Source organism: Salinivibrio costicola subsp. alcaliphilus, assembly GCF_001996185.1.
In the GTDB taxonomy this organism is placed as follows: domain Bacteria; phylum Pseudomonadota; class Gammaproteobacteria; order Enterobacterales; family Vibrionaceae; genus Salinivibrio; species Salinivibrio costicola.
In genome coordinates, this window is record NZ_MUFR01000019.1 from 1 (window position 1) to 26,433 (window position 26,433).

Annotated in this window: 19 protein-coding genes; 11 read left to right on the forward strand and 8 right to left on the reverse strand. The window is 49.5% G+C overall.

Features of this window, described 5'->3' with window-relative positions:
- Window positions 1-278: 278 nt before the first annotated feature.
- The 3 genes from BZJ21_RS08115 to rdgC all read right to left on the reverse strand — a co-directional run bounded on the left by BZJ21_RS08115 (window position 279) and on the right by rdgC (window position 2,925).
- Entirely contained in the window at window positions 279-533 is a 255-nt protein-coding gene (locus BZJ21_RS08115; protein ID WP_021022889.1) for a YfhL family 4Fe-4S dicluster ferredoxin, read from the reverse strand.
- 1 nt (window position 534) lies between these two features.
- Window positions 535-1,881, reverse strand: coding sequence for a prephenate-dependent tRNA uridine(34) hydroxylase TrhP (gene trhP / locus BZJ21_RS08120; RefSeq protein ID WP_021022890.1), 1,347 nt, complete (start codon window positions 1,879-1,881; stop codon window positions 535-537).
- A 135-nt stretch (window positions 1,882-2,016) separates the two neighbouring features.
- Window positions 2,017-2,925, reverse strand: a complete 909-nt coding sequence (gene rdgC / locus BZJ21_RS08125) for a recombination-associated protein RdgC (RefSeq protein WP_174566341.1) — start codon at window positions 2,923-2,925, stop codon at window positions 2,017-2,019.
- Between the two features lie 40 nt (window positions 2,926-2,965).
- Here rdgC and BZJ21_RS08130 point away from each other — a divergent pair, with 40 nt between their 5' ends.
- The 5 genes from BZJ21_RS08130 to BZJ21_RS08150 all read left to right on the forward strand — a co-directional run bounded on the left by BZJ21_RS08130 (window position 2,966) and on the right by BZJ21_RS08150 (window position 11,170).
- Window positions 2,966-4,321 carry an exonuclease SbcCD subunit D C-terminal domain-containing protein gene (locus BZJ21_RS08130; protein ID WP_236719536.1) on the forward strand — a complete coding sequence of 452 codons (1,356 nt, stop codon included), beginning with the start codon at window positions 2,966-2,968 and terminating at the stop codon, window positions 4,319-4,321.
- A gap of 3 nt (window positions 4,322-4,324) precedes the next feature.
- Window positions 4,325-8,077 carry an AAA family ATPase gene (locus BZJ21_RS08135; protein ID WP_077669519.1) on the forward strand — a complete coding sequence of 1,251 codons (3,753 nt, stop codon included), beginning with the start codon at window positions 4,325-4,327 and terminating at the stop codon, window positions 8,075-8,077.
- 122 nt (window positions 8,078-8,199) lie between these two features.
- Window positions 8,200-8,889 (forward strand): phosphate regulon transcriptional regulator PhoB, encoded by a 690-nt coding sequence (gene phoB, locus BZJ21_RS08140; RefSeq protein WP_021022894.1) that lies wholly within the window; start codon window positions 8,200-8,202, stop codon window positions 8,887-8,889.
- Window positions 8,890-8,927: 38 nt separating this feature from the next.
- On the forward strand, window positions 8,928-10,223 hold the full coding sequence (gene phoR, locus BZJ21_RS08145; RefSeq protein ID WP_021022895.1) for a phosphate regulon sensor histidine kinase PhoR: 1,296 nt from the start codon (window positions 8,928-8,930) through the stop codon (window positions 10,221-10,223).
- Window positions 10,217-11,170: a PstS family phosphate ABC transporter substrate-binding protein gene (locus BZJ21_RS08150; protein WP_077669520.1), complete on the forward strand. Its 954-nt coding sequence runs from the start codon at window positions 10,217-10,219 to the stop codon at window positions 11,168-11,170. Before phoR ends, BZJ21_RS08150 begins: the two co-directional genes overlap by 7 nt.
- On the opposite strand, the gene ppx is transcribed toward BZJ21_RS08150, so the two are convergent.
- Entirely contained in the window at window positions 11,167-12,678 is a 1,512-nt protein-coding gene (gene ppx, locus BZJ21_RS08155) for an exopolyphosphatase (RefSeq protein WP_077669521.1), read from the reverse strand. The two genes, BZJ21_RS08150 and ppx, sit on opposite strands and share 4 nt — an antisense overlap.
- Complete coding sequence (gene ppk1, locus BZJ21_RS08160) at window positions 12,653-14,767, reverse strand: polyphosphate kinase 1 (protein WP_077460253.1); 2,115 nt, start codon at window positions 14,765-14,767, stop codon at window positions 12,653-12,655. Before ppk1 ends, ppx begins: the two co-directional genes overlap by 26 nt.
- Window positions 14,768-15,236: 469 nt before the next feature.
- On the opposite strand from ppk1, the gene BZJ21_RS08165 reads away from it, so the two are divergent.
- The 4 genes from BZJ21_RS08165 to phoU are packed head-to-tail and all read left to right on the forward strand — an operon-like array spanning window position 15,237 to window position 20,714.
- Window positions 15,237-17,495 carry an ABC transporter permease subunit gene (locus tag BZJ21_RS08165; protein ID WP_077669522.1) on the forward strand — a complete coding sequence of 753 codons (2,259 nt, stop codon included), beginning with the start codon at window positions 15,237-15,239 and terminating at the stop codon, window positions 17,493-17,495.
- Window positions 17,496-17,512: 17 nt separating this feature from the next.
- Window positions 17,513-19,159, forward strand: coding sequence for a phosphate ABC transporter permease PstA (gene pstA, locus BZJ21_RS08170; RefSeq protein ID WP_077669523.1), 1,647 nt, complete (start codon window positions 17,513-17,515; stop codon window positions 19,157-19,159).
- An 18-nt stretch (window positions 19,160-19,177) separates the two neighbouring features.
- Entirely contained in the window at window positions 19,178-19,996 is an 819-nt protein-coding gene (pstB, locus tag BZJ21_RS08175; RefSeq protein WP_021022901.1) for a phosphate ABC transporter ATP-binding protein PstB, read from the forward strand.
- A 10-nt stretch (window positions 19,997-20,006) separates the two neighbouring features.
- A complete protein-coding gene (gene phoU / locus BZJ21_RS08180) occupies window positions 20,007-20,714 on the forward strand; it encodes a phosphate signaling complex protein PhoU (RefSeq protein WP_021022902.1) in 708 nt (235 codons plus the stop codon).
- A gap of 4 nt (window positions 20,715-20,718) precedes the next feature.
- Here phoU and ppk2 read toward each other — a convergent pair whose 3' ends face one another.
- The 3 genes from ppk2 to BZJ21_RS08195 all read right to left on the reverse strand — a co-directional run bounded on the left by ppk2 (window position 20,719) and on the right by BZJ21_RS08195 (window position 23,226).
- Window positions 20,719-21,531: a polyphosphate kinase 2 gene (gene ppk2 / locus BZJ21_RS08185; RefSeq protein WP_077669524.1), complete on the reverse strand. Its 813-nt coding sequence runs from the start codon at window positions 21,529-21,531 to the stop codon at window positions 20,719-20,721.
- Window positions 21,532-21,674: 143 nt separating this feature from the next.
- Window positions 21,675-22,418 (reverse strand): copper homeostasis protein CutC, encoded by a 744-nt coding sequence (locus tag BZJ21_RS08190; protein WP_077669525.1) that lies wholly within the window; start codon window positions 22,416-22,418, stop codon window positions 21,675-21,677.
- A 205-nt stretch (window positions 22,419-22,623) separates the two neighbouring features.
- Entirely contained in the window at window positions 22,624-23,226 is a 603-nt protein-coding gene (locus BZJ21_RS08195; protein WP_021022905.1) for a peroxiredoxin C, read from the reverse strand.
- Between the two features lie 142 nt (window positions 23,227-23,368).
- On the opposite strand from BZJ21_RS08195, the gene BZJ21_RS08200 reads away from it, so the two are divergent.
- Together BZJ21_RS08200 and aceB are read left to right on the forward strand one after the other, a co-directional pair.
- Window positions 23,369-24,292 carry a hydrogen peroxide-inducible genes activator gene (locus tag BZJ21_RS08200; RefSeq protein WP_077669526.1) on the forward strand — a complete coding sequence of 308 codons (924 nt, stop codon included), beginning with the start codon at window positions 23,369-23,371 and terminating at the stop codon, window positions 24,290-24,292.
- Between the two features lie 505 nt (window positions 24,293-24,797).
- Window positions 24,798-26,405, forward strand: coding sequence for a malate synthase A (aceB, locus tag BZJ21_RS08205; protein WP_021022907.1), 1,608 nt, complete (start codon window positions 24,798-24,800; stop codon window positions 26,403-26,405).
- Window positions 26,406-26,433: the final 28 nt, after the last annotated feature.

A 26,433-nucleotide genomic window follows, 5' to 3' on the forward strand; every position in this document is an offset into this window, starting at 1 on the left:
CCGGCCTGTCACGCCGGGGGTCGCGGGTTCGAGTCCCGTCCACTCCGCCACTACTTAGAAACCCTAGCTGAAAAGCTGGGGTTTTTTGCGTTTAAGCCCTGAGTAAATAGCTGCTTATGTTAACCCCTAGGGTACCAATTGCGACATGTGCGAGCCTGAGTGCCTGAACGTAACCCCTTCATATTAGACTGTCATCTATTACTGTTAAGCACTTAGCGTTAGCTAATCGTTGTAGATGATGCAGACATAAAAAAGCGCCTTGCGGCGCTTTTAATGGTTTAGGCCATGCCTTGGATGACCACAAACTTTTCTAGGAGCTGATCCTCGGTCTCGACATTATCGGGATCGGTGATAATGCACTTGGAGATCGGGCAAACCGACTGGCACGTCGGTTTGTCGTAATGGCCTTTACACTCGGTGCATAAATCGGGCTCGATCTCAAAGATCTCGGAACCCATTGAGATAGCCCCGTTGGGACACTCGGGCTCACACATGTCGCAGTTTATGCATTTATCGGTGATGAGTAGTGCCATATTACTTACCCGATGGGTTACGCGTATCTTGACCTGATTGTAGGTTACGCATCAGTAGCGCGTACTCTAGATCCATATCAGCGGGCACGGGAATAAACACGAAATGGCCGCTGCCTTTGGCATCGTCGATCGCTTCTGATTTGCGGTTTTCCATCGCCTCTAAGGTGAAATGCACATTGCCGCGTGGCGTCATTAGCTCCATGCTGTCACCGAGCATAAATTTATTCTTCACTTCCACTTCGGCCAGATCGCCTCGACGCTTGCCAGTGAATTCGCCGACAAATTGCTGCTGCTCAGAAATCGAGTAACCATAGTCGTAGTTTTGATAGCTATCGTGGGTATGACGGCGCAAAAAGCCTTCGGTGTAGCCTCGGTGTGCAAGGTTCTCGAGGGTATTCATCAGGCTCTCATCGAATGGTTTACCGGCCACGGCATCATCAATGGCTTGGCGATACACCTGTGCTGTGCGTGCGCAGTAATAGAACGACTTAGTACGGCCTTCGATTTTGAGCGAATGAACGCCCATTTGCGTAAGCCGTTCAACGTGCTGAATGGCGCGCAAGTCTTTTGAGTTCATGATGTAGGTGCCGTGCTCATCTTCGTATGCCGCCATTAACTCACCGGGACGTCCACCTTCTTCGAGCAATACTACGTCATCAACCGGCTCGCCTTTACCAAGTGTGGGAGTCACTTCTTGAACTTGTACCACCTGGCCAGCATCGTCTTCTTTGCCTTGATGGACTTTGTAGTCCCAGCGGCAAGCATTGGTGCAGGTACCTTGGTTTGGATCGCGCTTATTAATATAGCCTGATAGCAAACAACGACCAGAATACGCCATACAGAGCGCACCGTGAACAAACACCTCAAGCTCCATTTCAGGGCAGTGTTGGCGGATGTCTTCGATCTCTTCCAGTGATAATTCACGCGATAAGATCACACGCTCAATGCCTTGTTGTTGCCAAAACTTAACCGTGGCCCAGTTAATCGCATTAGCTTGCACGGAAAGATGAATCGGCATATCAGGAAAATGTTCGCGGACCATCATGATAAGGCCAGGATCCGACATGATCAGCGCATCCGGACCCATATCAATGATAGGTTTAAGATCACGAATAAAGGTTTTAAGCTTTGCGTTGTGCGGCTGAATGTTGCAAACCACGTAGAATCTTTTTCCCTGCGCATGGGCTTCGTCGATCCCAATTTTTAGGTTGTCGTGGTTAAATTCATTGTTGCGCACACGCAGGCTATAGCGTGGTTGACCGGCGTAAACAGCGTCAGCCCCGTAGGCAAACGCGTAGCGCATGTTCTTTAGGCTACCGGCGGGAGAGAGTAATTCTGGCGTCAACATAATTCCAAGCTTGAGTCTGAGTGTAAGTCAGGCACCTTCACGTTGAAGGTGAGTGTGGGCGCCATTTTACTGTGACATTGCCCACACTACCAGCCGAATTTACCTAATCTTTGTAAGGGTTAATGCGGTAAAGGATTAGTCGGTTTTCAGTCCGCCTAGCGCGGTAAATATGCCATCGAGCAAGGTGTCGAGCTCACCACACATGAGTGATAAATCTGCATCAAGGCGAGCAGCGACATCTTCGCGGTCAATATCGGCGTTTTGATCGCGGATTTCCTCTGAGAATTTGAGCCGCTTTAGGCTAAGGTCGTCGCCAAGAACGAAGTGAACTTGCTCTTGCCAATCCATCGATAACTTAGTGACTTGTTTGTCTGCCTCAAGGTGCGCTTGGATTTCATCACTGGTGAGATCTTGCTGCTTACATTTGATCACCCCACCTTCTTCGAGTAGCGCTTTAAGCTCGGCCTCATCACCGAGGTGGAAGCCTTGTGGGGCTTGGCCTTGCTTGACCCATTCTGTCATCGCTTGCTCGGTTGGTGTTTCCGTTTCAACCGGCACCACGGGCAAACTGCCAATCGATTTACGTAATAGGGCGAGCAGCTCTTCCCCTTTTTTAATGCTTGCCGCATCAACGAGGATCAAGCCTTTATCGGCCATAATCAGCGCACACATCTGGCTTTGGCGAGTAAACGCGCGTGGTAATAGCTCCATGACCACATCGTCTTTTAAGCTGTCTTTCTCGCGCTTTTTCAAGCGTTGACCCTGCTCTTGCTCCATAGCGTCCACTTTTTCTTCCAAGGCATCTTTAATGACCGAGGCAGGTAAGAGCTTTTCTTCTTTGCGCGCGCGGATCAGAATATTGTTACCGCTGATATGGGTGAGCATATCGCCGTGTTTACCCAACGCATGATCCCAGCCAAATTTTTGCATGTCTTGGCTGCCACACGGGGTAAAATCGAATTCTTTCAGCTGGCTTTCCAACTGAGCGGGATCGAGAGGAATATCACGGGTGAGACGATAGACGAGTAAATTCTTAAACCAAATCATGGCGAGGCTTTATCCATCCTGTTGTGAGAAAGGCAACATGGTATTGCATTCACTCTCGAATGTCGCTGCAATTAGCGTAGAATTTAACCCTACTCGCGTGTTGTGCGAGATGCACTTGCCGAACGCTCAAATAAAATGGATTACCCCAGCTGTGTTAAAAATCATTCATACCTCCGACTGGCACCTTGGTCATCAGCTTCACGGTTACGATCGTCAATATGAACATCAAGTCTTTCTCGATTGGCTCAAGCAATGTCTCATTGATGAGCAAGCCGATGCATTGTTAGTGGCCGGTGATGTGTTTGATACGGCGAATCCACCGGCAAGCGCATGGCGGATGCTGTATCGCTTTTTAGCCGACATAGCAAAAGCATTGCCCCATTTAAATGTGGTGATCACCGGGGGAAATCATGATTCACCTAGCAAACTCGACGCCCCACATGAGCTTCTAAAAGCCTTTGATTTACACTTAATTGGTGCCATTGCCCGCGATAATGATGGGCGTTTAGACACCGAGCGCATGATGGTACCGATCACTGATAACAGTGGCGAGACGGCAGCATGGATACTCGCGGTGCCTTTTTTACGCAGTGGTGATTTGCGTACTGAAGGGTTGGGAGAAGAGGATGATCGTCTCATCGAAGGGGTTCGACAGGTTTATCAGCAAACCGAACAAGCGGCGCGCGCTAAGTGCAAAGGGATGCAAGCATTGATCGCGATGGGGCATGTATATATGGCCAGTGGTGAATTATCTGAGATGTCAGAGCGGCGTATTCTAGGTGGTAATCAGCATGCGCTGCCCGCTGATATTTTCAGTGACGATGTGGCCTATGTCGCGCTTGGGCATTTGCATTTAGCTCAGCAAGTCGCCAAACAAACACGGATTCGTTATTGCGGCTCACCGCTTCCCCTATCACTGTCAGAGCGCCATTATCGGCATCAAGTGTTGGCCGTTACATTAGAAGGTAACCAACTGCAGAGTGTGACGCCTCACATTGTCCCGCGTGCCGTGGATCTCTGGCGGGTGCCAGAAAAAGCTTCGCCACTTGACACTGTGTTAGCGAGCTTGGCAGCGTTGGCGCCGCAAGATTTGCCGCTCGCTCAGCAACCCTTACTCGATGTGCCTGTGCTGTTAGATAAACCACAGCCGATGTTACGCGAGAAGATTTTAGCCGTGCTTGAGGACAAACCTGTGCGTCTGGCAAAGATTACGCCGCATTATCGTGAGACGTCTCAAGATACGGGCTTTCGCCAGCAACACCTTTCCGACGTAGAACCGTTTCAGGTATTGCGTCATGGCTGGCAGCAAAAATACCAAGGTGAGCCGGATGAGGCGTTATCGGCGACGTTTTCTCACTTATTGGAGCAATTGGAACAGGACGAGGACCAATAAATCATGAAAATTCTGGCATTGCGTGGCGAGAATTTAGCCAGTATCCAATACCCGTTTGCGTTGGACTTCTCCCAAGGCCCACTCGGTGATAGCGGTTTGTTTGCCATCACGGGGAAAACGGGCGCAGGAAAATCGACGCTTTTGGATGCGATTTGTTTGGCGCTCTACGATAAGATCCCGCGTTTTCAATCCAATAAAAAACACGATGCCGATATTGGTTTGGGCGACCCGGCAACCCGCGTTAAAGCCAATGACGTTCGGAGTATTTTGTCTCGAGGCAAAGGCGAAGGTTATGCCGAAGTCGACTTTCTTGCCCATGATGGCAGCCGCTGGCGTGCACATTGGTCGGTGCGTCGCGCGCGAGGAAAAGCAGACGGTCGGATCCAAGCCAGTGAGCACTGGTTACAAAACCTGACCACAGACCAGCGTATTGCGGGCAAAAAACAAGAAGTGCTGAGCGAGATAGAGCGTCTAGTGGGGCTCAGTTATGAGCAATTCCGCCGTGCGGTAATGTTACCGCAGGGAGATTTTGCTGCGTTTCTAAAAGCCTCGGCAGATGACAGAGCGGCGTTGCTTGAACGTATGACAGGCACGGAAATCTACAGCCGTTTGTCGCAAATGGCGCATGAGCGTGCGCGTGAAGAAAAAAACGCGCTGGATCAGCTCACCCAACAGCTTGGGGATATTAACATACTCAGTGATGACGAAGAGCAACAACTGCACCAAGCGCAACAAACGTGTCAGCAGCAGATTCAAACGCAGCAACGGCAATTAAAAAAACTGAATGATTATCGCCAGCAGCACACGCATTTGGCGCAGGCGGAACAAGGGCTCGCCGCTGCCCAAAAAGCCTTGGATGAAGCCAGTGACGCGCGAAAAGGGGTGGCGGCGCGGCGGCAAAAACTGGATGACATTGCGCGCGTGCAAGTGGCCAGAGACGATTGGCAGGCTGTGCAAACGCGTCAATGGCAGCAGCAGGCATTAACGCAGGATCTTATTCACTTGGCGCGCGAAGAGCGAGCGATAGCCGACGATTATGAGGTGCAAGCCGCGCACTGGCAAGACGCTAACCGAGGGGTCACGGAAGCGGAGCAAGCTTGGGCTGATATCGAACCTAAAATACGTGAGGCGCAGCAGCTAGATACGCAGTTGGCAGGATTAGACAGCCAAATGCATGAGCAAAATATGGCGCTGAATGCACAACAGCAAAAGTACCGGCATGCCCAGCAAACACTCACGCAAACGCGTGAAAAATCTCAACAACAGGCGCAGCGAGCTCACGCATTAGAGCAGGAGATTGCGCGTTACGGGGACTTTTCGCATATTGCTGAGCATTATCAGCCAGTATTCGACAATCTTCGCCAATACTTAGACTGCCAAGATACCCTGACCGCGTTACAAGAAGAATATCAAACGCGTTACCACCAACGTCAGCAGTGGGCACCACAACGAGAGAAAATCGACCAAGATATTGCGCAGGTCGATGACAGCAGCGTGCAATTGAAAATCAAGCGTCAGGCGGCAAACCCTGAAGCCTTGTTCGCGGCACAAGAAGCCGACCAAGCACGTTATGCCAAGCTTCAGCATCAAAAACGGCAACAAGAGTCACTGCTCCATGAGGCGCAAAATTGGCAATATTGGCAAGAACGCTGCCAGCATAACCATGTAGAGTTTGAAAAGCATGAAGCGATTTATCGCGACAGCCAAACGCATTTAGACCGACTTAAAGAGACGCTGACCCGTGAACAGGCCCAGGTTGATGAAGCGCAACATAGCTTGCAACAAGCAATGGCTGTTGTCGAGTTAGACGATCTTCGTCAAGCGCTGAAAGAGGGCGATCCGTGTCCGTTATGTGGGGCAACTGAGCATCCTTACTTGCATCACGCACCGGCAATTGAAGGCATGATCGCGCAGCAACAGTCGCGTGTCGATGCGTTGCAAGCCTCTTATAATCAACACAACGCCGAATACTATTACTGGCAAAAGCAGCATCAACACAGCCAGCATCTCTGTGCCGAACTACGTGAGCAGGGCTTAGTGTGGCAGGCTGAGCGGCAGCAGTATGAGCGCGGGCTACGCGACGCAATGGTAGAGCTTGGGTGGCAGTTGGCGCCTGAACACCCCCTCGATGATACGTTGAGCGAGATAGAAGCGCACGCAAAACAAACCGACAGCGACTATCACGCTTGTTATCAGGCGATCACTGCACGTCAACACCAGTTAGCGCAAATTCAGCAAATGGATGCCGCGTTGAGTGATTTACAACACGCACGAGAACAGCTTGTTGCGCGCCGACATCAACTGGATCAGTCATTGACCGAGTGTGAGACGCGGCTGAACGCCATTGATGAACAGTGGCAGCAACAACACGAACAGCTGACGCGCGTGAGCCAAGCGCTTGATCAGCAACTCGGTGCAGGACAGTGGCTCACAAGCCTGCAACAGGTGGGCGCCGCACGTTATATTCGCCAGATGGAGCAAAAAATTCAGGGCTACCGTGCGCTGCAGGACGAAAAAACATCGCTTGCCACGCAAAAACAACAGATAGAGACCGAGCTAGCGTCATTAACCCAGCAGTGTCAGAGCTTGTCAGAGGACACGCAGGCACGGCAAGCGCAATTAGTGAATCTGGCGCAAGCGCATCAACAGCGCAGCGCGGCGCGTCAGGCGTTGATCCCCGATTCAGACTTGGCGGCGCTTGAACAGGCGTATAAATCAGCAATCGAGGCGCAAAAGACTAAGCGTGCGCAGGCTGAACAAGCCTATAGCCAAGCCAGTGAAAAGCGGGCAGGGGTACAGGCACGTCAGCAAACCTTGCGCCAACAACAGCAAGAGGCTGCGCAACAGTATCGCGCCAGTGTTCGACGTTGGGTCCAATGGCAACCGACACTAGCCATGCATCAATACGACATCCTCCAAGCTTTATCTTACTCTGAAACCTGGCGAGCCAGTGAGCGGGAAGCGATCAGTGAAGTAGAAGCGGCTTACCAAGAAGCTAACACGCGCTTAGACGAACGTCAGCAACAATTAACCCATTGCCAGCAGGCGATTGCCGCGGCGCAAGTGTGGTTTGATGAGCAGCAGCTACCGGATGATGATGCCGCGTTGACCGCCCAGCACGATGCCTGGCAACACGCGTTAGAAGACGCCGAGCAGCAGCTGTTTACCTTGCGTCACCAATTAACCGAATCAGAGAAGGCCAAACAGCAGGCCGGATCGCTGACCGAGAAAATTGACGCGCAGCGTAGCCAAACAGAACAGTGGTTAAAACTGGCCGATTTAATTGGCTCGGCCAGCGGAGCTAAATTCCGTAATCTCGCACAATCGCTGACGCTGGCGCAGCTGGTCGAGATTGCCAATGAGCATTTGGCCTCATTATCACCTCGTTATGCGTTACAAACCGTGCCCGATAGCTTACTGGCGTTGCAAGTCGTTGATCATGATATGGGCGATGAAGTACGCAGTGTTGAGTCCTTATCTGGCGGTGAAAGCTTTCTAGTCTCTTTGTCACTGGCGCTTGCGCTGGCATCATTAGCGGCGGATACACGGCAACTTGGATCCTTATTCATAGACGAGGGCTTTGGCACACTGGATCCGGAAAGCCTGGAAATGGCGTTGGCCTGTTTAGACACCTTACAAGCCGACGGGCGGCAAATTGGGGTCATTTCCCATGTAGGCACACTGGTTGAGCGCATTGGTGCGCAAGTGCGCGTCGATAGTCAAGGTGGGGGCGCTAGCCGCGTCCTGGTCACATAGCAAGGTGTTGGCTAGGTCACAGCCTGTTAACACAACGCGAAATTTGCTCGCGCCGGGTCACAAAAATGTCATAATAAATGCACATAATGGCGCCAGTTAAATGATAACACTAGGTAATTATCATGGTTAGACGGATTCTCGTTGTTGAAGACGAAGCCCCCATTCGCGAGATGCTTTGTTTTGTCTTAGAGCAAAAAGGCTATCAAACGGTTGAGGCAGAAGACTACGACTCAGCGCTGGCGCAAATATGCGAGCCTTACCCAGAAATGATCCTCATGGATTGGATGTTACCTGGTGGATCTGGACTCAACTTGATTAAACATTTGAAGCGTGAAGAGCTTACGCGTCAAATCCCAGTGGTGATGCTGACCGCTCGGGGCGAAGAAGAAGATAAAGTTCGAGGCCTTGAAGTGGGTGCCGATGATTACATCACCAAGCCTTTCTCACCGAAAGAGTTAATCGCACGACTGAAAGCGGTCATGCGGCGTGTCTCACCGACCACGTTGGAAGATGTGATTGAAGTGCAAGGTCTAAAACTCGACCCGGTTTCACACCGTGTTACAGCGAATGATGATCCCCTTGATATGGGGCCAACCGAGTTCAAACTTCTACATTTTTTTATGACTCACCAAGAGCGTGTCTATAGCCGTGAACAGCTGCTTAACAATGTTTGGGGCACCAATGTTTACGTTGAAGATAGAACGGTTGATGTGCATATTCGTCGCCTGAGAAAGGTGTTAGAGGCGGGTGGACATGCTAAGTTAGTACAAACCGTTCGTGGGGCGGGGTATCGCTTCTCAACACGTAGCTAGAACATCCCTTTAAAGGGATGAGCCGATATGGAGATATAATGGTCGAACGACTGTCTTGGAAGAAGCTAGCCTGGGAGCTGGCTTTTTTTTATTTACCTTGGCTCGTAGTAGGTGGATTGTTTGGCGGCCTACCTTGGTTATTACTCGGCGCCACTGTAGCGATGTTATTGTGGCACTTGCACCAGCAAATAAAGCTGTCTGACTGGTTATGGAAAGACAAAAGCTTAACGCCTCCATCCGGTACGGGATCGTGGGAGCCTTTATTTAATGGTATTTATCGCTTACAAAAGCGTAACCGCCGGCGTCGTAAAGAGCTTGCTAACTTAATTCGCCGTTTTCGTAACGGCGCGGAGTCTTTGCCCGATGCGGTGGTGGTATTTGAGCGCGATGGCGCCATTGTTTGGTGTAACAAACTCGCTCAGGAGCTACTTGGCTTGCGCATGCCGGATGATAACGGCCAGCATATTAGTAACTTGATCCGCGCACCGGAATTTGTCAGTTATATCGCCAATGCCAATTACGATACGGCGTTGGAAATGCGCTCTCATCTGAATAGCGCTCGCACACTCGAATTTCGGACCATGCCCTACGCGGAAGGCGAATATTTGATGGTGGTGCGTGACATCACACAGTTAAAGCAACTGGAAGGTATGCGACGTAATTTTTTCGCCAACGTTTCGCACGAGCTGCGCACACCAATGACGGTATTGCGTGGGTACTTAGAAATGACTGAAGATCCGGATATGGTTGTTGGACCCATGTGGCCAAAAGCACATGGTGTGATGACAGAGCAATTATCTCGGATGGAATCCTTGGTTGAGCAACTGCTTACGCTGTCTAAAATTGAAGCTGCAGCCAAACCCGATCTCGACCATCATGTCGATGTTCCCGCGATGCTCGATGTGCTGCAAAAAGAGGCTCAGGCATTAAGTGGTAACAGTGAGCATGTACTTACCTTTGACGTCGACACGGCGTTGAAAGTCCGCGGCAATGATGATCAGCTGCGCAGTGCGATCTCAAACCTTGTTTATAATGCGGTGAAACACACTCCCGCCCAGGCAGAGATCCAGGTGCGTTGGTATCGTTCGAAAAAAGGCCCGCGCTTAGAGGTTATCGACAGTGGTGAGGGCATTCCGCCACAACATTTAGACCGATTGACTGAGCGATTTTATCGTGTCGACAAAGCGCGATCGCGAGAAACCGGTGGCAGTGGGCTAGGGCTTGCGATAGTTAAACACGCGCTGAGCCACCATGATGCTGAACTGGATATTAAAAGCGAAGTCGGGATAGGTAGCACGTTTGCATTCACGTTGCCGGAGCGGCTCGCATGTTAAAACGCGTTATCTTGTTTGTTTGTCTCGTATGGAGTCTGGATGCGTTAAGCCAAACCCATCCTTTACCGGATTACCAACGTACCAGCGGCATATCCGGCAACTTAAGCTCTGTGGGCTCTGATACGCTCGGTAATCTTATGGCGGCGTGGACAGGCGGATTTAAGCGCTTGCATCCGGGCGTCAATGTGCAGTTGCAGACCCCTGGCTCGGCATCGGCGGCGCCCGCGCTGGTGGAGGGCACTGCGCAACTTGGGCCAATGAGCCGCGCGATGCGTGTCAGTGAGGAAAACGCCTTTCAAGCGCGGTTCGGTTACCCCCCAACCGCAGTCCCAGTTGCGATTGACGCGATGGCCGTCTATGTCCATCAAGACAATCCACTTCGTACTATCAGTTTTCAACAGCTTGACGCGCTCTTTTCCAGAACGCTGTGGTGCGGTGCGAGTGACCCTATTACAACCTGGGGGCAGCTGGGCTTAACTGGCCGCTGGCAGCATCGTGACTTACAGTTGTTTGGCCGAAATTCGGTCTCTGGCACCTATGGTTATTTTAAGCAATCAGCCCTGTGTCGCGGCGATTTTCGAGCCGATGTGAATGAGCAGCCCGGTTCGGCGTCGGTGGTACAGTCGGTGGCTTCTTCACTCCATGCTATCGGTTATGCAGGGATCGGTCATCAAGCTTCGGGCGCCCGTATGCTTGCGATTTCTCGTCATGGCGACAAAGCCGTTATCCCTAGTGACAGGGCGATTCGAGAAGGTAAGTACCTACTTACTCGACATCTCTATTTATATATCAACAAAGCGCCGCATCAACCGCTTGCGCCTTTAGATGCCGCATTTATGCGATATATTCTCTCTAAGCAAGGACAAAAAGCCGTCAGCCAGCAAGGATATATTCCATTGCCGGCAGAAACGGTACACGCACAGCGACAGGCGCTGGGATTGGATTAGTCGTTACAGGTCAACGCCCAGTTTACGGATTGCCAGTATTGTTTTTCGGCTTCAAGATCGGCGGCTAATAAGCGGTTATCTTGGAGCCACCTTGCAGGGAAATCGAGCTGCCATGTTCCTTTTTTATCCACATTCAGTGCGATATCAGGTAGTGGCTGGTCGTTACGTTGGGAGTGCAACACACAGGCTAAGCGTAATGCGCAAATTAGGGTTTCAATCAGTTTCGGCTTAAACAAAGTAAACTTGGGCATCTCACTGAGCTTTAGCGCCTTTCGGTGAAAGCGTGCCAATGTCGCGAGCACTGTCTGCTGCTCTTGATTAAAACCCGGCAAATTGGTGTGGTGCAAAATATAGGCTGAATGTTTGTGATAACCCGGATAGCCAATGCTCAGGCCAACTTCATGGAGCAGTGCTGCCCAGTTGAGCAATCCGGCGAGCTCGGACTTTTTACTGCCTTTATCCGGTTCTGCTTGCGCATAAAAGTGGGCCGCCGTTTGCTGTACACGTCGAGCATGACTCAGATCAATATTGTAGCGAGCCGCCATGTCATCTGTGGTGCGGCCGCGGATATCCGTACGCTGAAAACGATCTTCCATCTCATAGAGTAAACCTTCACGCAGTGCCCCGTCGGAAAAGCGCAGTGACTCGATGGCTAACGCATCAAATATCCCCGACAAGATAGCCACACCCGCAGCAAACACAGGTTGCCTATCGGCTGATAAGCCTGGCAAATTGATGCTCTCACTGGTTTTAAATGTCAGTAGCGTTTCAATCAAACTATCCAGGCGTTTGCGGGTGATTATGCCATCGTCGTCACCCAAGCCGATGATGACCTCACGAATCGCTTTCACCGTTCCTGAAGCCCCTAAAGCCACTTGCCAGCCTGCTTGGCGATATTGGCTTGCGAGACTCTCTAGTTTTTGCCGAGTGGCGAGCTGAGCGGCCGCAAATTGCTTTGAGCTAATGGCCCCTTTGGGGAAAAACCGTTCATTATAGCTCACACAGCCCATGCGTTTACTATTAACCAGCAGGGGGTCAAAGTTATCACCAATGACTAACTCTGTGCTGCCGCCACCAATATCGATGACGAGTTTGCGGCCGATATTTTGTTGGGTGTGTGACACGCCCATGTAAATCAAACGCGCTTCTTCCTCACCCGAAATAACTTCTATTGGGTAAGGGAAAACTTGATTCGCTCGCTGGATAAACGTTTCGATATTACGAGATTGGCGTAACGTGTGGGTCGCGGCAATGCGGACGTTATCCACGTCAATACCGTTGAGGCGCTCAGCGAACATGGCTAAACATTCCACGCCTCGATCAATCGCTTCATCGCTAAGACAATGGTGGCTGTCTAGCCCCGCAGCGAGACGAACGCGCTGTTTATGGCGGCTGACGATTTGAAGCCCTTCACCGACGACGCGTGCGACGACCATGTGGAAACTGTTGGAGCCGAGATCAACCGCAGCAATCTCGCGCGGTTTATCCTTTGACTGGGGGTGTGTCATGTTGCAACTTTTCCGCGTGTTTGAGTGCTTGGCGTTCTATGTGTTTGAGGTAATCATAGATCTCGACTTGTGAGCGGATCTTTTTCTTGTTACCGCGTTTAACATAGGCGTTAGACATGGCTTTGTCGATGACTCGTGCTTTGGCGCGATCGGCAAATTGAATTTCCAAGATTGCCATGATGCGATCTTTGAGTCTTGGATCGCGAATGGGTGCCCCCACTTCAATACGATTATCAATATTTCGGGTCATCCAATCGGCAGATGAAATATAGATATCACGTTCACCGCCATTTTCAAAGGCAAATACACGTGGATGCTCGAGAAAGCGGTCCACAATACTGATCGCCTTGATGTTTTGACTCACCCCTTTTACGCCCGGCACGAGCGAGCACATGCCGCGGACGATAATTCGAATTTTGACCCCTTCATTGCTGGCTTTGTATAAGAGATTAACTAAGCCTCTATCAACGAGGTTATTGACTTTAAGCGTAATGCCAGCTTTGCGTTTGGCGCGCGCATGTTCAATCTCGCGCTCGATCAATTTACACATTCGGCGGCGTGAGTTACGCGGCGACACAATCAGGTGGTTAAACTTTACTGGGCGATAAGGGTTCTCGATAAAGTCGAAAACTTTTCGGATCTCTGAGGTGAGTTGTTGATCGGCGGTAAAAAGCGCAAAGTCAGTATAGATTCGTGCCGTTTTTTCATGAAAGTTTCCGGTACCAATATGGCCATAATCGCGAAGTTCGCCATCTTCGCGGCGAGATATCAAGCACAGCTTGGAGTGAATTTTTAGCCCTGGCGTGCCGAATACCACTTTGACCCCTGCGTCGGTCAGTACCCGTGACCACTCGATATTGGCCTCTTCATCAAATCGTGCCTGAAGTTCAACCACCACAGTGACGCGCTTACCGTTATTGGCAGCATCAATCATTGAATTGATAATCCGCGAGTTCTTTGCCACGCGATACACGTTGATCCGAATGCTACGCACTTTAGGGTCAAACGATGCTTGTCGCACCAGTTCGGTCATATGCCGAAAGGTATGATAGGGGTAGTACAGCAGTATGTCGCGTTCACGTATGGCCCGAAACGCATTGTTTTGCAATTGAAAATCGGCACTCTCGAAAGGCGGCAGCGGTGCGTTTTCTAGATACTGGCGTCCCACATTGGGAAAGCCGATAAAATCACGAAAGTTATGATAGCGCGCCCCGGGTAGCACACTGTCATAATCAGAAATCTTTAAAACTTGGATGAGTTTGTTCACCATTTCAGGTGGCATATCACGCTGATACACAAACCGAACAGGCAGGGCGGTTAAGCGTTGGTCCAAGCTTTCTGACATATTTTCGAGCAGGCTATGTTCGACTTCGTTGGTCAAATCGTATTCGGCGTCACGCGTCATTTTCATCGCATAAGCGTCGACGGTATCGTAATCGAACAAACCACTGAAAATCTGATCAACACAGAGTCGAATAATATTGTCCAATAAGATAATGGTTTTGCGCTGCCGCTTTCCTTTAGGCTCAGGCACTTTGACGAACCGGTCCAGATCGTCGGTTGGGATCTCAATTAAGGCATATTTTGGCTCTTCACCGGCTTTTTTTAGCTCGACCGCTAAATAGGAATAAGCGTCTTTTAAAAAGCTTAAAACATCGACATCTTTATTGAGCATGATCGGTGTAATGTAAGGCAAGATATTGCTACGAAAATAGCGTTTGAGCCATTGGGCTTGATGCTCCGACAGTTGTCGCTCATTCACCAAAAAGATATTGCGACGTGCCATCTCAAGCAAAATATCATTATATAGATGATCGAAATCTTGATTGAGCTTGACCACTTTCGCTTGAATTTTACTGAGTAACTCCTTGGCGTGACTATCCACTCCGCGCTCTTCATCAATAATGATACGGCGTTTCACATCGGCAAATCGTACTTGATAAAATTCATCAAGATTGGATGAAAAAATACCTAAAAAGCGAACCCGTTCGATAATCGGCACGCTTTTGTCCGCAGCTTCCTGCAGTACGCGCTCGTTAAAGGAGAGCCAGCTCAGTTCTTTGTCGACATGATGGGAGTCTAAAGTCATAGCGTGTGAGAAAATCCTGTTCTACTGAATAAGATGGCTGTCAAGCAAGACTGCTAAAGCGTCAGACAGCCTTTCAAGGGCTTTGTACAATACGCTGATGTTGGCTGCACTTTGTAGGAACGTATCCAGTGTGTTGATACGTGAAAACAAAATGCATCATGCGTGATCCTTAAGACGATTGTTTAAACAATTATTGAGGTCGTTCAAGGTGTTGTCTATGCTTCACGGCAGTAAACTCACGAAAGTGTGCCCAATATCAACTTGGGCCAGCCTAAAGTCCGTTTGTTGCATATTTATTGCGTACCGCTCAGCAACGCACCGTCCCGGTGTCGAGGCGTTAGCCCGCAAGCGGCAGTATGATTAGCCATCATCCACTTTTTTATATGGATAATCATAGCGGGCCGATTTGTCACAAAATTGTCATTGTAATGAAATACAATCAAGAGCTTGATTAAAATAAGAGGCGCAAATGACCCACTCCTCACCATCACTTTCTGACACCAAACGTGCGCGACGTTTAAAAGATAAACTGACGCGTCAAACAGTGCGCTTTGGTGGTGTGATGGTATTAGTGACCTTGTTGCTGCTGTTTTTTTATCTTTTAACTGTCGTGATTCCGCTGTTTCATCAAGCCAGTGTGACGTTAAGTGAACGCTTTTCTGTCTCTTCACCTGGAGCGCCACGGTTTGTTGGCGCTGATAATCGTAATCAACTCGTTTATAGCTTGGATGAGACAGGCGTCTTGACGGTAGCGCGTCGTCCTCGTCAGTCATCGATGCCTCAACAGCCTCAACAGCCCCAACAGCCTCAAGAGAAGACAACTTTCCCGCAGGCTGAAACTGTCTTACAACGCGCGCTATCGACCCTCAGTGATCCTGCGATGAGTTGGGCTCAAGCAACGGCGCCTTTTATCGCAGTGGAAAATGCTCCCGGTGAAGTGGGCGTTTGGCAATTACGCTTTGGCAACGATGACCAAGCCAGTGATGCGGTGATCCCGCAGTTATCGCGTATATCTGCGTTTGGTGGACCCGTAACGGTGGATGCGAATAGACAGCCGCTGGATAAGATTGCCCTGGCGATACCGGATAGCTTGCATGGCCAGCCGATAGCGCCTGTGTTGGCGGCTGTGACTGCCGATAATCAATTGATGATCTACCGCGGCCAGCATAAAACATCATTCCCTTTGAGCGCGCCAGTCAATCAGTTGGCATTGTCGGGCGATGGGCAACGGTTATTTATCCGTCAGCATCATACTTTATCGGTTTGGCAGGTTAATAATGACATGCCCATTAAGCGCGAACGCCTAGACCTCACTCATGTGAACGATAGCTCGGTGGTTAATATGACGCTGCTAGCGGGGGGACGCTCGTTAATATTGCAGCATCAAAATGGTGACTTGACGCAATGGTTTGATGTCCTCAAAAGTGGTGAGCCGTCATTGACCAACGTGCGTACGTTTTCGCCCGGTGCTGGGGCAAAAATAATAGCGCCAGAGTTACATCGTAAAAGCGTGGCCACCGTGGATGATACTGGGCAGCTGAGCTTGGTACATGTGACCAGTGAAAAACAGCGGCATTTTGATAAACGGTTTACCTCGGTCCCGGAGGCGCTGGCATTTGCTCCTCGCGCCAACGCCTTGATGGCGGTGACACAAAATCAGTGGCAGTGGTTGGCGGTGGATAATCCTCATCCTGAAGTCAGTCTCCATTCTTTATGGCAAAAAGTGTGGTACGAGGGATACTCATCGCCGCAATATGTGTGGCAGTCGACATCGGCCGACGATAGCTTTGAAGCAAAGTTGAGTGTGGTGCCGGTGATCTTTGGCACACTAAAAGTGGCCGTGGTTGCCTTACTGTTCGCGGTGCCAATGGCCATTGGTGCGGCTATTTATACGGCTTACTTTATGTCATCAGGGTTGAGGCGATGGGTCAAACCGACGGTTGAGACGATTGAAGCATTACCTACGGTGATCATTGGCTTTTTAGCCGGCTTATGGCTTGCCCCTTGGGTTGAAGCACATATTGCTAGCGTCTTTATGTTGTTGATCCTAATCCCGTTTGTGTTGCTGGGGTTGAGCGCCTGTTGGCGAATGATCCCCCGCTATGCTCGCCGTCGCTTGCCGGACAACGCCCAAATACTGGTGATTATCCCGGTGTTGCTGTTAGTGGGGACAATGGCCGTGTCTTTAGGACCTTGGATTGAGCAGATTTGGCTGGGAGGCGATGCTCGTCAATTCATTACCCACGAGCTAGGCATTGGTTATGATCAACGTAATGCCTTAGTGGTTGGGATCTCGATGGGCTTTGCTGTGGTTCCCACCATATTTTCGATTGCTGAAGATGCGATTTTTTCGGTTCCGCCACATCTAAAGCAAGGTGCGTTAGCACTGGGGGCAACGCATTGGCAAACATTGATGCGGGTTGTGTTGCTCATCGCTAGCCCAGGGATATTCTCGGCGGTGATGATGGGATTAGGTCGCGCGGTGGGTGAAACCATGATTGTGTTGATGGCCACAGGGAATACACCGATTATGGATTGGAACCTGCTCGAAGGGCTTCGGACCTTGTCGGCCAATATTGCGATCGAGATGCCAGAGTCCGAAGTGGGGAGCTCGCATTATCGTGTGTTGTTTTTAACCGCGTTTATTTTGTTTGTTTTCACCTTTGTCTTTAATACGTTGGCTGAACTTGTTCGTCAGCGTTTACGCGACAAATACAGTCACCTTTAATTGAGATGAGAGTGCGCATGCGTCCATGGATAAAATCTGGCACGCCTTGGGTCTGGATGACGGCAGGGATGGTTAGCGTCAGTCTTATTGCCATTCTCGGTGTCTTACTCTTGCTCGGTGTTCGTGGCTTAGGCTATTTTTGGCCCACACCGGTGACCAGTTTTGAGTTACAGACGGAACAGGGCGTAGAAACTGTCGTTGGTCAGATTTATCGAACCGATGAGGTTGATGCGACTCAGCTTATAGACGCCGGTGTTCGCTTACCCGCATACCGGCAATCCGCGTATCAGCGCTTGGTGGTTAAAATTGGCAACCGTGAACGAGAAGGGCTCGACTTTCGTCAGTTACTTGCGTTTCAGATAAAAAGCCAACACACGCCGATTGAGATGGCGATGATTGAGCGCAGCGAGAACGGTGTCTTTTATGGCAAGCCAACAGCGTATATTGATCAAAGCGGTACACGTCATGGATTAGTGATTTCTGCGCTGCGTCAGCAACTGGCGGATTTGGCGGCACGTCGTGATGCGATCAATAAAATTGAACAAGTCCATCTGGCAGGGGTGAACTATCAGCTCGAACAGTTGCGATTAGAGGAAAAATCTCGCGAACTTGAGGGGACGTTGGACAAGCGCGCCCAATCGCAGATTGCATCCCGCCGCACGCAGTTGCTCACTCAGTATCAACAACTGGAGCAAAAGCTCGCACAGCTGCGGGATAAACAGAAAACAGGGCAACTGGTTGTCGAAGATAGCCATGGTGATGAAGTCGCATTGCCGCTCGAGAATGTGCTAAATATTTGGTACCCCAATGCGATGAGCAGCGTCGATAAGCTGACATTTTGGGGGCACCAAGTGGCGGCTTTTCTATCTGAATCACCGCGTGACAGTAATGCCGCAGGTGGGGTTTTTCCGGCGATTTTTGGCACCGTTTTTCTGGTCTTATTAATGGCAGTGATTGTTACCCCTTTGGGCGTGGTCGCGGCGATTTATCTGCATGAATATGCGCCTAAAACGGCGTTCACTCGGTTGATTCGGATTGCGGTTGTTAACCTCGCTGGGGTGCCATCCATTGTTTATGGTGTGTTTGGTTTAGGCTTTTTTGTCTACTTCATTGGTGGCACCATTGACGATATCTTTTATCAAGCGGCGCAACCCGCGCCTGTGTTTGGTACGCCGGGCATTCTGTGGTCAGCGTTAACGTTGGCGATCTTAACCTTACCGGTCGTGATAGTCTCAACAGAAGAAGGGCTAGCGCGTATTCCTACAAGCGTCCGTCATGGTGCCTTTGCCTTGGGCGCGACCCAATCTGAAATGCTATGGCGAGTCGTCTTACCGATGGCAAGCCCGGCGATGATGACGGGGTTAATTTTAGCGGTTGCCCGTGCCGCTGGTGAAGTGGCGCCTTTAATGTTGGTTGGGGTGGTGAAAGTGGCGCCTTCTCTGCCGGTTGATGGCAACTTTCCTTTCTTACACTTAGAACGGAAGTTTATGCATCTCGGCTACCATATTTATGATGTGGGCTTTCAAAGTGCGCATATCGAGACTGCGCGACCTTTGGTGTATGCGACGTCGTTTTTACTCGTGTCTGTGATCGTGGCACTGAACTTATCCGCGATCGGTATCCGTCATTATTTGCGTGAAAAATATCGCGCATTAGAACTGTAACGATAAGGATCCTGCTCGATGTTTTCGATAAACCCGCCTATAGGCGCCACGCCGAGCTTAGATTTGGGAAACTTACCGAACGAGCAAACGGCGTTAGCTATTCGGGATTTGAATCTTTATTACGGGGCGACTCAAGCACTGTTTGATATCAGTATGCGTATCCCGAAGGGCAAGGTCACAGCGTTTATTGGTCCTTCTGGATGTGGGAAGTCGACCTTACTGCGTTGCATTAACCGCATGAATGATTTGGTGGATGGGTGTCGCGTGCGGGGCGAAGTCACCTTACATGGGCAAAACATCTATCACCGCGAAGTTGATGTGCCTGCGTTACGCCGTCAAGTCGGTATGGTATTTCAGCGTCCTAATCCGTTTCCGAAATCCGTTTATGAAAATGTCGTTTTTGGATTGCGGCTGCAAGGCATTCATGATCCCCGAACCTTAGATGATGCGGTGGAGCGTTCACTGCGAGGTGCGGCGCTGTGGGGTGAGGTAAAAGATCGTCTTAACGATAATGCGTTTGGTCTTTCAAGTGGACAGCAGCAGCGGTTGGTGATCGCCCGAGCAATCGCGATTGAGCCAGAAGTGTTATTGCTGGATGAGCCCTCTTCGGCGCTGGATCCTATCTCAACACTGACGATTGAAGAGTTGATCAACGATCTTAAAAAACAATACACAGTGGTGATTGTTACCCATAATATGCAGCAGGCGGCACGGGTGTCAGACCAAACTGCCTTTATTAATATGGGTCGCTTGGTAGAGTACGCGGATACTGACACCTTGTTTACCACACCAAAAAATAAACAGACGGAAGATTACATCACCGGTCGCTACGGATAAGGAGCAGGCCTTGGATAATTACAATATTAGCCGCCATATTTCTGGCCAATTTAATGCTGAGTTAGAAGCGATTCGCACTCACGTCCTAGCGATGGGGGGGCTGGTGGAGCGTCAGCTCACCGATGCTCTTCGTGCCATGCACAATCAAGATGAAGAGCTAGCGCGCCATGTGATTCGTGAAGATCACAAAGTCAATGGCATGGAAGTCGCCATTGACGAGGCCTGCACACGGATTATTGCTAAGCGCCAACCGACGGCAAGCGATCTGCGCCTGGTGATGGCAATCATTAAAACCATCACGGATCTAGAGCGTATTGGCGATGTGGCTGATAGTATCGCGAAAATGGCATTGGACAATGCCAGTCATTCTCAGCAACCTTTTTTGGTTTCTCTAGAGGCATTGGGTCAGCGTGCTGCCAAAATGCTGCATGACGTACTGGATGCGTTTGCGCGGATGGATATTGATGCGGCCATGAAAGTCTACCGTAAAGACGATTCTCTCGATCGTGAGTATGAGGGAATTTTGCGTCAGTTGATGACCTATATGATGGAAGATCCTCGTTCTATCCCTAATGTGCTAAAAGTGATGTGGTCAGCGCGTGCGATTGAGCGCGTGGGCGATCGCTGCCAGAATATTTGTGAGTACATCATCTATTTTGTAAAAGGGAAAGATGTTCGTCACATTCAAAAAGAGGAGCTCGAAAAGCTCCTCAAATAGGCGTTTAGTCGTTATCGATCCACTCACTGACCTTATCAGGGACAAAACTTTGGTCATGAAGCGGCATGCGCACATAGCCCTCTTTGCTGATCTCGGGAAGAATAACGTCTGGGTATTCAATCTCTTGATAAGGGATCTGGGTGAGAAGATGCGCGATACAATTAAGTCGCGCATGCTTTTTATTATCAGCCTCCACTACCCACCATGGACTTTCCTTGGTGTCGGTATAAGCAAACATGCGATCTTTCGCCTCACTGTATTGCACCCAGCGGCTGCGTGACTCCAAATCCATGGGACTAAATTTCCAGCGTTTTATTGGCGTGTTTATTCGCTCGGCAAAACGCTTTTCTTGTTCTTCGTCGGAGACGGAAAACCAGTATTTGAGCAAAATAATCCCCGAGCGGATCAGCATTCGCTCAAATTCAGGGCAAGTGCGGAAAAACTCTTCATATTCTTCCTCGGTACAAAACCCCATGACACGTTCTACACCGGCTCGGTTGTACCAACTGCGGTCGAATAAAACTATCTCTCCGCTGGCTGGAAGGTGTTCGATATAGCGTTGAAAATACCACTGTGTGCGCTCGCGTTCCGTCGGTTTATCTAGTGCAACCACACGGCACACGCGTGGGTTGAGTTTTTCGGTAATCCGTTTTATCCCCCCACCTTTACCGGCGGCATCTCGCCCTTCAAAGATCACCACGACTTTCAGCTGTTTGTGTTTTACCCACTCTTGTAATTTGACTAGCTCGGTTTGCAACTCAAGTAATTTTTTTTCGTAGTGTTTTTTGCTGATTTTAAGGGGCTTTTTATCCGACAAAGCAGCACTCCTTTTGTGAAGACCATCATTTCAAGTTAGGAAACTCAACCGTGAGATGCAATATCCTTGTCTCTAGGACACAAGCTTATCGACAAAAAGGTTTGGTCAATCACAGTATGGTGAGAGCGGCTGGCGTATTGCATTTAACTGAATCGAGCGACTGCCTGCTTTACCGCCCTGACTTGCATGGGATCAGTGATGGGGTAACCGATCTTTTCACCTTCACCCATCGTCGCCATCGCATGAGTGTGGGCCGCGCTTGCTTTTGTGGTACGCGCGGACAAGTGAATATCTCGTGCGCCGGTGTGAGCGATGATTTCTGCGGCATTATGCGCTGTGATCCCAGCACCTGGCATGATACGAAGCGTCGTATGACGGACGTAATCGACCCAGGCTTTTAGTGTTTCTTTGCCTTGCTCTACATGATTGGCACCACCTGAGGTCAGAATACGTTCCACGGCAGGTCGCGCGATGAGGGCGTCTAACGCTGCCATTGGCTCGGTGCAATGATCAAACGCCCGATGGAACGTCACCCCCATACCTCGGGCTTCGGCCAGCATGGCATCGAGTAACGTTAAGTCTACTGTCCCATCTGGGCGTAAGGCGCCAATCACCACGCCATGACAGCCAGTTTTGCGGGCAGTGGCAATATCTTTAAGCATCACTTCAGCTTCATCATGGCTATAAACAAAGTCCCCTTCTCGTGGACGTATAATCGCGTAAATAGGCACGCGAGCTTGTTGCATCGCTTGATACAGGGTACCCATACTTGGTGTGAGGCCACCGAGCTTGAGCGAAGCACAAAGCTCGATACGGTCTGCGCCCGCTTGCTGAGCAATCGATAAAGATTGGATACTATCAATACATACTTCGACGGTGACGGTCATAGGTGCTCCTTGTTTGAACGGTCTAGCATAACCGTGACCAGAGCAAGCGTCATGAACAAATCAGACAAGGTGTGACATGTAGAGAAACGGGAGGGAAGGAAGGCGTTGAGAGACAATAAAAAAAGGGCCCGGTTTAACCGGGCCTCATTATACTGTTACATTGCTTAGTGCGGGCACATTGCTCAGTGCGGGGCACGTAACCTTATTACAGGTCGTCAGTGTGCTCAGACAGATACGCGGCAACACCTTCAGGTGACTCAGCCATACCTGCTTTACCTTCTTCCCACTGTGCAGGACAAACTTCGCCATTTTTCTGGTGGAAGTTCAATGCATCAACCATACGTAGCATCTCGTCAATGTTACGGCCTAGTGGCAGGTCGTTAACGACTTGATGGCGAACAACACCGTCTTCGTCGATCAAGAATGAACCACGGAATGCAACGCCCGCTTCTGGGTGTTCAACATCGTATGCTTTACAAATTTCGTGCTTCACATCAGCAACCAGTGGGTATTTCACTGCGCCGATACCGCCATCATCGATAGCTGTCTTACGCCATGCGTTGTGTGAGAACTGAGAGTCGATAGACACACCGATTACCTCAACACCTTTAGCTTGGAAATCGCTCAGGCGCTTATCGAATGCGATCAGCTCTGATGGGCACACGAAAGTGAAGTCGAGTGGGTAGAAAAAGACAACTGCTTTCTTGCCTTTGGTGAACTCTTTCAGGTTGAAGTTATCAACGATTTCGCCATTACCTAGTACGGCAGCGGCAGTAAAATCTGGTGCTTGACGACCTACGAGTACCATATCTCAGCTCCTATTTAATTGTTGTCCTGTTAATCAGGTTCCTATATAAGCGAGACAAACTATAGCTAACTTGTTAGATTGAAAAAAGTGGAATTAATAGATTGTTATAATCGGAAAATACGATTGTTTAAAATATGACGTTATGAACAAATATCCTTCATTAAAGCAGCTACACTATTTGGTTACCCTGTCAGAAACGCGTCACTTTGGTGAGGCGGCGAAATTATGCTTTGTCAGCCAGTCGACACTGAGCGCAGGGATTCAAAATCTAGAAGAGTTGATTGGCGCACAGCTGATTGAGCGTGACAATAAAACCTTAGTCCTCACCGGCATGGGTGAAGAGGTGGTACGCCGAAGCCGGGAGATTCTCGCCCGTAGCCAAGATCTTATGGAGCTAACGCAAGTTAAGTCTGATCCCATGCATGGTAAGGTGCGTTTAGGGTGTATTCCGACCATTGCACCTTTTTTACTCTGTGATGTGGTCAAGCAAGTCAATCAACACTATCCAAATTTAGATTTACTGCTGCGCGAGGATACTACCGCCAATTTACTCACGGCGCTTAAACATGGCGAAATGGACATATTGATCCTTGCACTCCCCATGGATATTGGCACCATGACGCGTCGAATTGTTGGCCGCGATCCCTTTAAAATGGTCATGAGCGGCAAACAAGCAGCACAGCTTACATTGCCCGTTGATTATGAATCTCTCCCCGATGAGTCTGTCTTTTTATTAGAGCGTGAACACTGTCTCACCGACCATGCTGTCTCTGCCTGTCAGATGACTGCCTCGCAGAAGATTAATCCTTTTATGGCGACCAGTTTACATACCTTGGTGCAAATGGTGGCCAACGGCAATGGTGTGACCTTTATACCGCAAATGGCGATTGATCATGGTTTAATTGCTAATTTAGATGTGCATCTAGAAACCCCACCAGGAAAAGCAGCCTATCGTGATATCGGTATGGTATGGCGGCCATCTTCCAGTCGATTAGAGACTTTTAATAATCTCGCTGATCTGGTGACAGGACTGCTTTCCCCAACAGGTAAAGACATATTGACCTAAAATCAGTGATAAATTCTACATTAAAGGTAAAAGATTAGTTTTATATTCTGTTTTAGTGTCATAAAAACCGCGATACCGACGTTGGATTATTATCACGAAAAAAAGCAGCACGCCTGAGTGCTGCTTTTATTTTTACAGCTAATATTATGATTTTAAATAAAAAAACAACTTTTCTGTTCAGTTGCTAGTGGCTTGTTTTGTAACTTAATTACGTAAGTGGTTACACTTAAGTGACAAAAATATGATCTTGGTAGCAGTGTTACATCATTCTGCTAATCCATTCAAAAAAGCATATTCGAGCTTATGCTCTAAACTATTTAAATATCTGATTTTAAGTATTTATTATTGGTTTTTGATTGACATCTGTGAGGTGTTAGGTTGATTTTTATCCGAGGTTGAGTCAACGTAAGATAACTAGCGTGGCGTTGAGTGAGTGAGATGCCACTTGATGTCCGTAAATAACTTTTGTTGTGATTGGATTACAAATGACAGCCAGGGAGGCGATATGACAGAAGCATGCTCAACCTTACGCGAATCACTGGTAATTAACGAGACCGTTACCCCAGCGCAGGCAGAAATCCTAACCGATGATGCCTTGTGTTTTTTAGCCAGTTTGGCTAATCGATTTGCGGATCGTATACCTGGGCTTCTGGCCACTCGCGAGCAGCGCCAACAGCGTATTGATGCGGGAGAGCTGCCCGATTTCCTTCCTGAGACGCAATCGATTCGCCACGATGATTGGACCATTCGTGGCATCCCCAAAGACTTACAAGATCGACGGCTAGAAATTACTGGCCCAGTGGATCGGAAAATGGTGATCAACGCCCTGAACGCCAATGTGAAAGTGTTTATGGCGGACTTTGAAGACTCGTTCGCACCAGCTTGGCCACAAGTGGTCGAGGGGCAGCGCAACTTGCGCGATGCTATCAACGGCACCATCAGCTACGAACAACCAGAAACAGGAAAGCGTTATCAACTTAACGATGATCCCGCGCGCCTGATCTGCCGGGTTAGGGGCCTTCATCTGACAGAAAAACATGTCATGTGGCAAGGTAAACCGCTACCCGGTGCTTTATTTGATTTCGCGCTCTACTTTTTCCATAACTATCGTCGGTTGCTTGAGACAGGATCCGGTCCTTACTTCTACTTGCCCAAACTACAAGCCTATCAAGAAGCGGCGTGGTGGAGCGATGTGTTCTCATTTGCAGAAGATGAATTTGGGCTAAGCCGAGGCACGATCAAAGCAACCGTATTGATCGAAACCCTACCGGCCGTGTTTGAAATGGATGAGATTTTATATCACTTACGCGATCACATCGTCGCGCTGAACTGCGGTCGCTGGGATTATATTTTCAGTTATATCAAAACGCTTCGTAATCATCCTGATCGGGTGCTACCTGACCGTCAGGTGGTCACCATGGACAAACCTTTTCTCAATGCTTACTCGCGACTGTTGGTGAGAACCTGTCATAAGCGCGGTGCATTGGCCATGGGAGGGATGGCGGCATTTATCCCGAGCAAAGACCCAACCGAAAACCAACAAGTGCTAGAGAAAATCGAAAAAGATAAAACGCTAGAGGCAAATAATGGCCATGATGGAACCTGGATTGCCCACCCCGGATTAGCAGACACGGCGAAAGCCATTTTTGATAAAGCGCTCGGCGATAAGCCGAATCAGCTAACGGTTTCTCGTGAGCAAGATGCACCAATTACCGCGGCGGATTTGCTTGCGCCTTGCGATGGAGAACGCACCGAAGCCGGCATGCGCCACAATATTCGGGTTGCGGTCCAATATATCGAGGCATGGATTTCGGGTAATGGCTGTGTGCCGATTTACGGCTTGATGGAAGATGCGGCGACCGCCGAAATTTCGCGTGCGTCGATCTGGCAATGGATCAAGCATCAAAAGCCGCTCAGCAATGGCAACGTGGTAACCAAAGAGCTATTTACGCAGTACCTCGAAGAAGAAATGGCTGTGCTTGAAAACGAACTGGGCACTGAACGTTTTGCTCAAGGGCGATACCGCCAAGCGGCAACGTTAATGGCCGAGCTGACAACCAGTGATGAGCTAGTTAACTTCTTAACCTTACCAGGGTACGAGTATTTGCCTTAATGGGCATGGAAGCAAAACAACAACATGG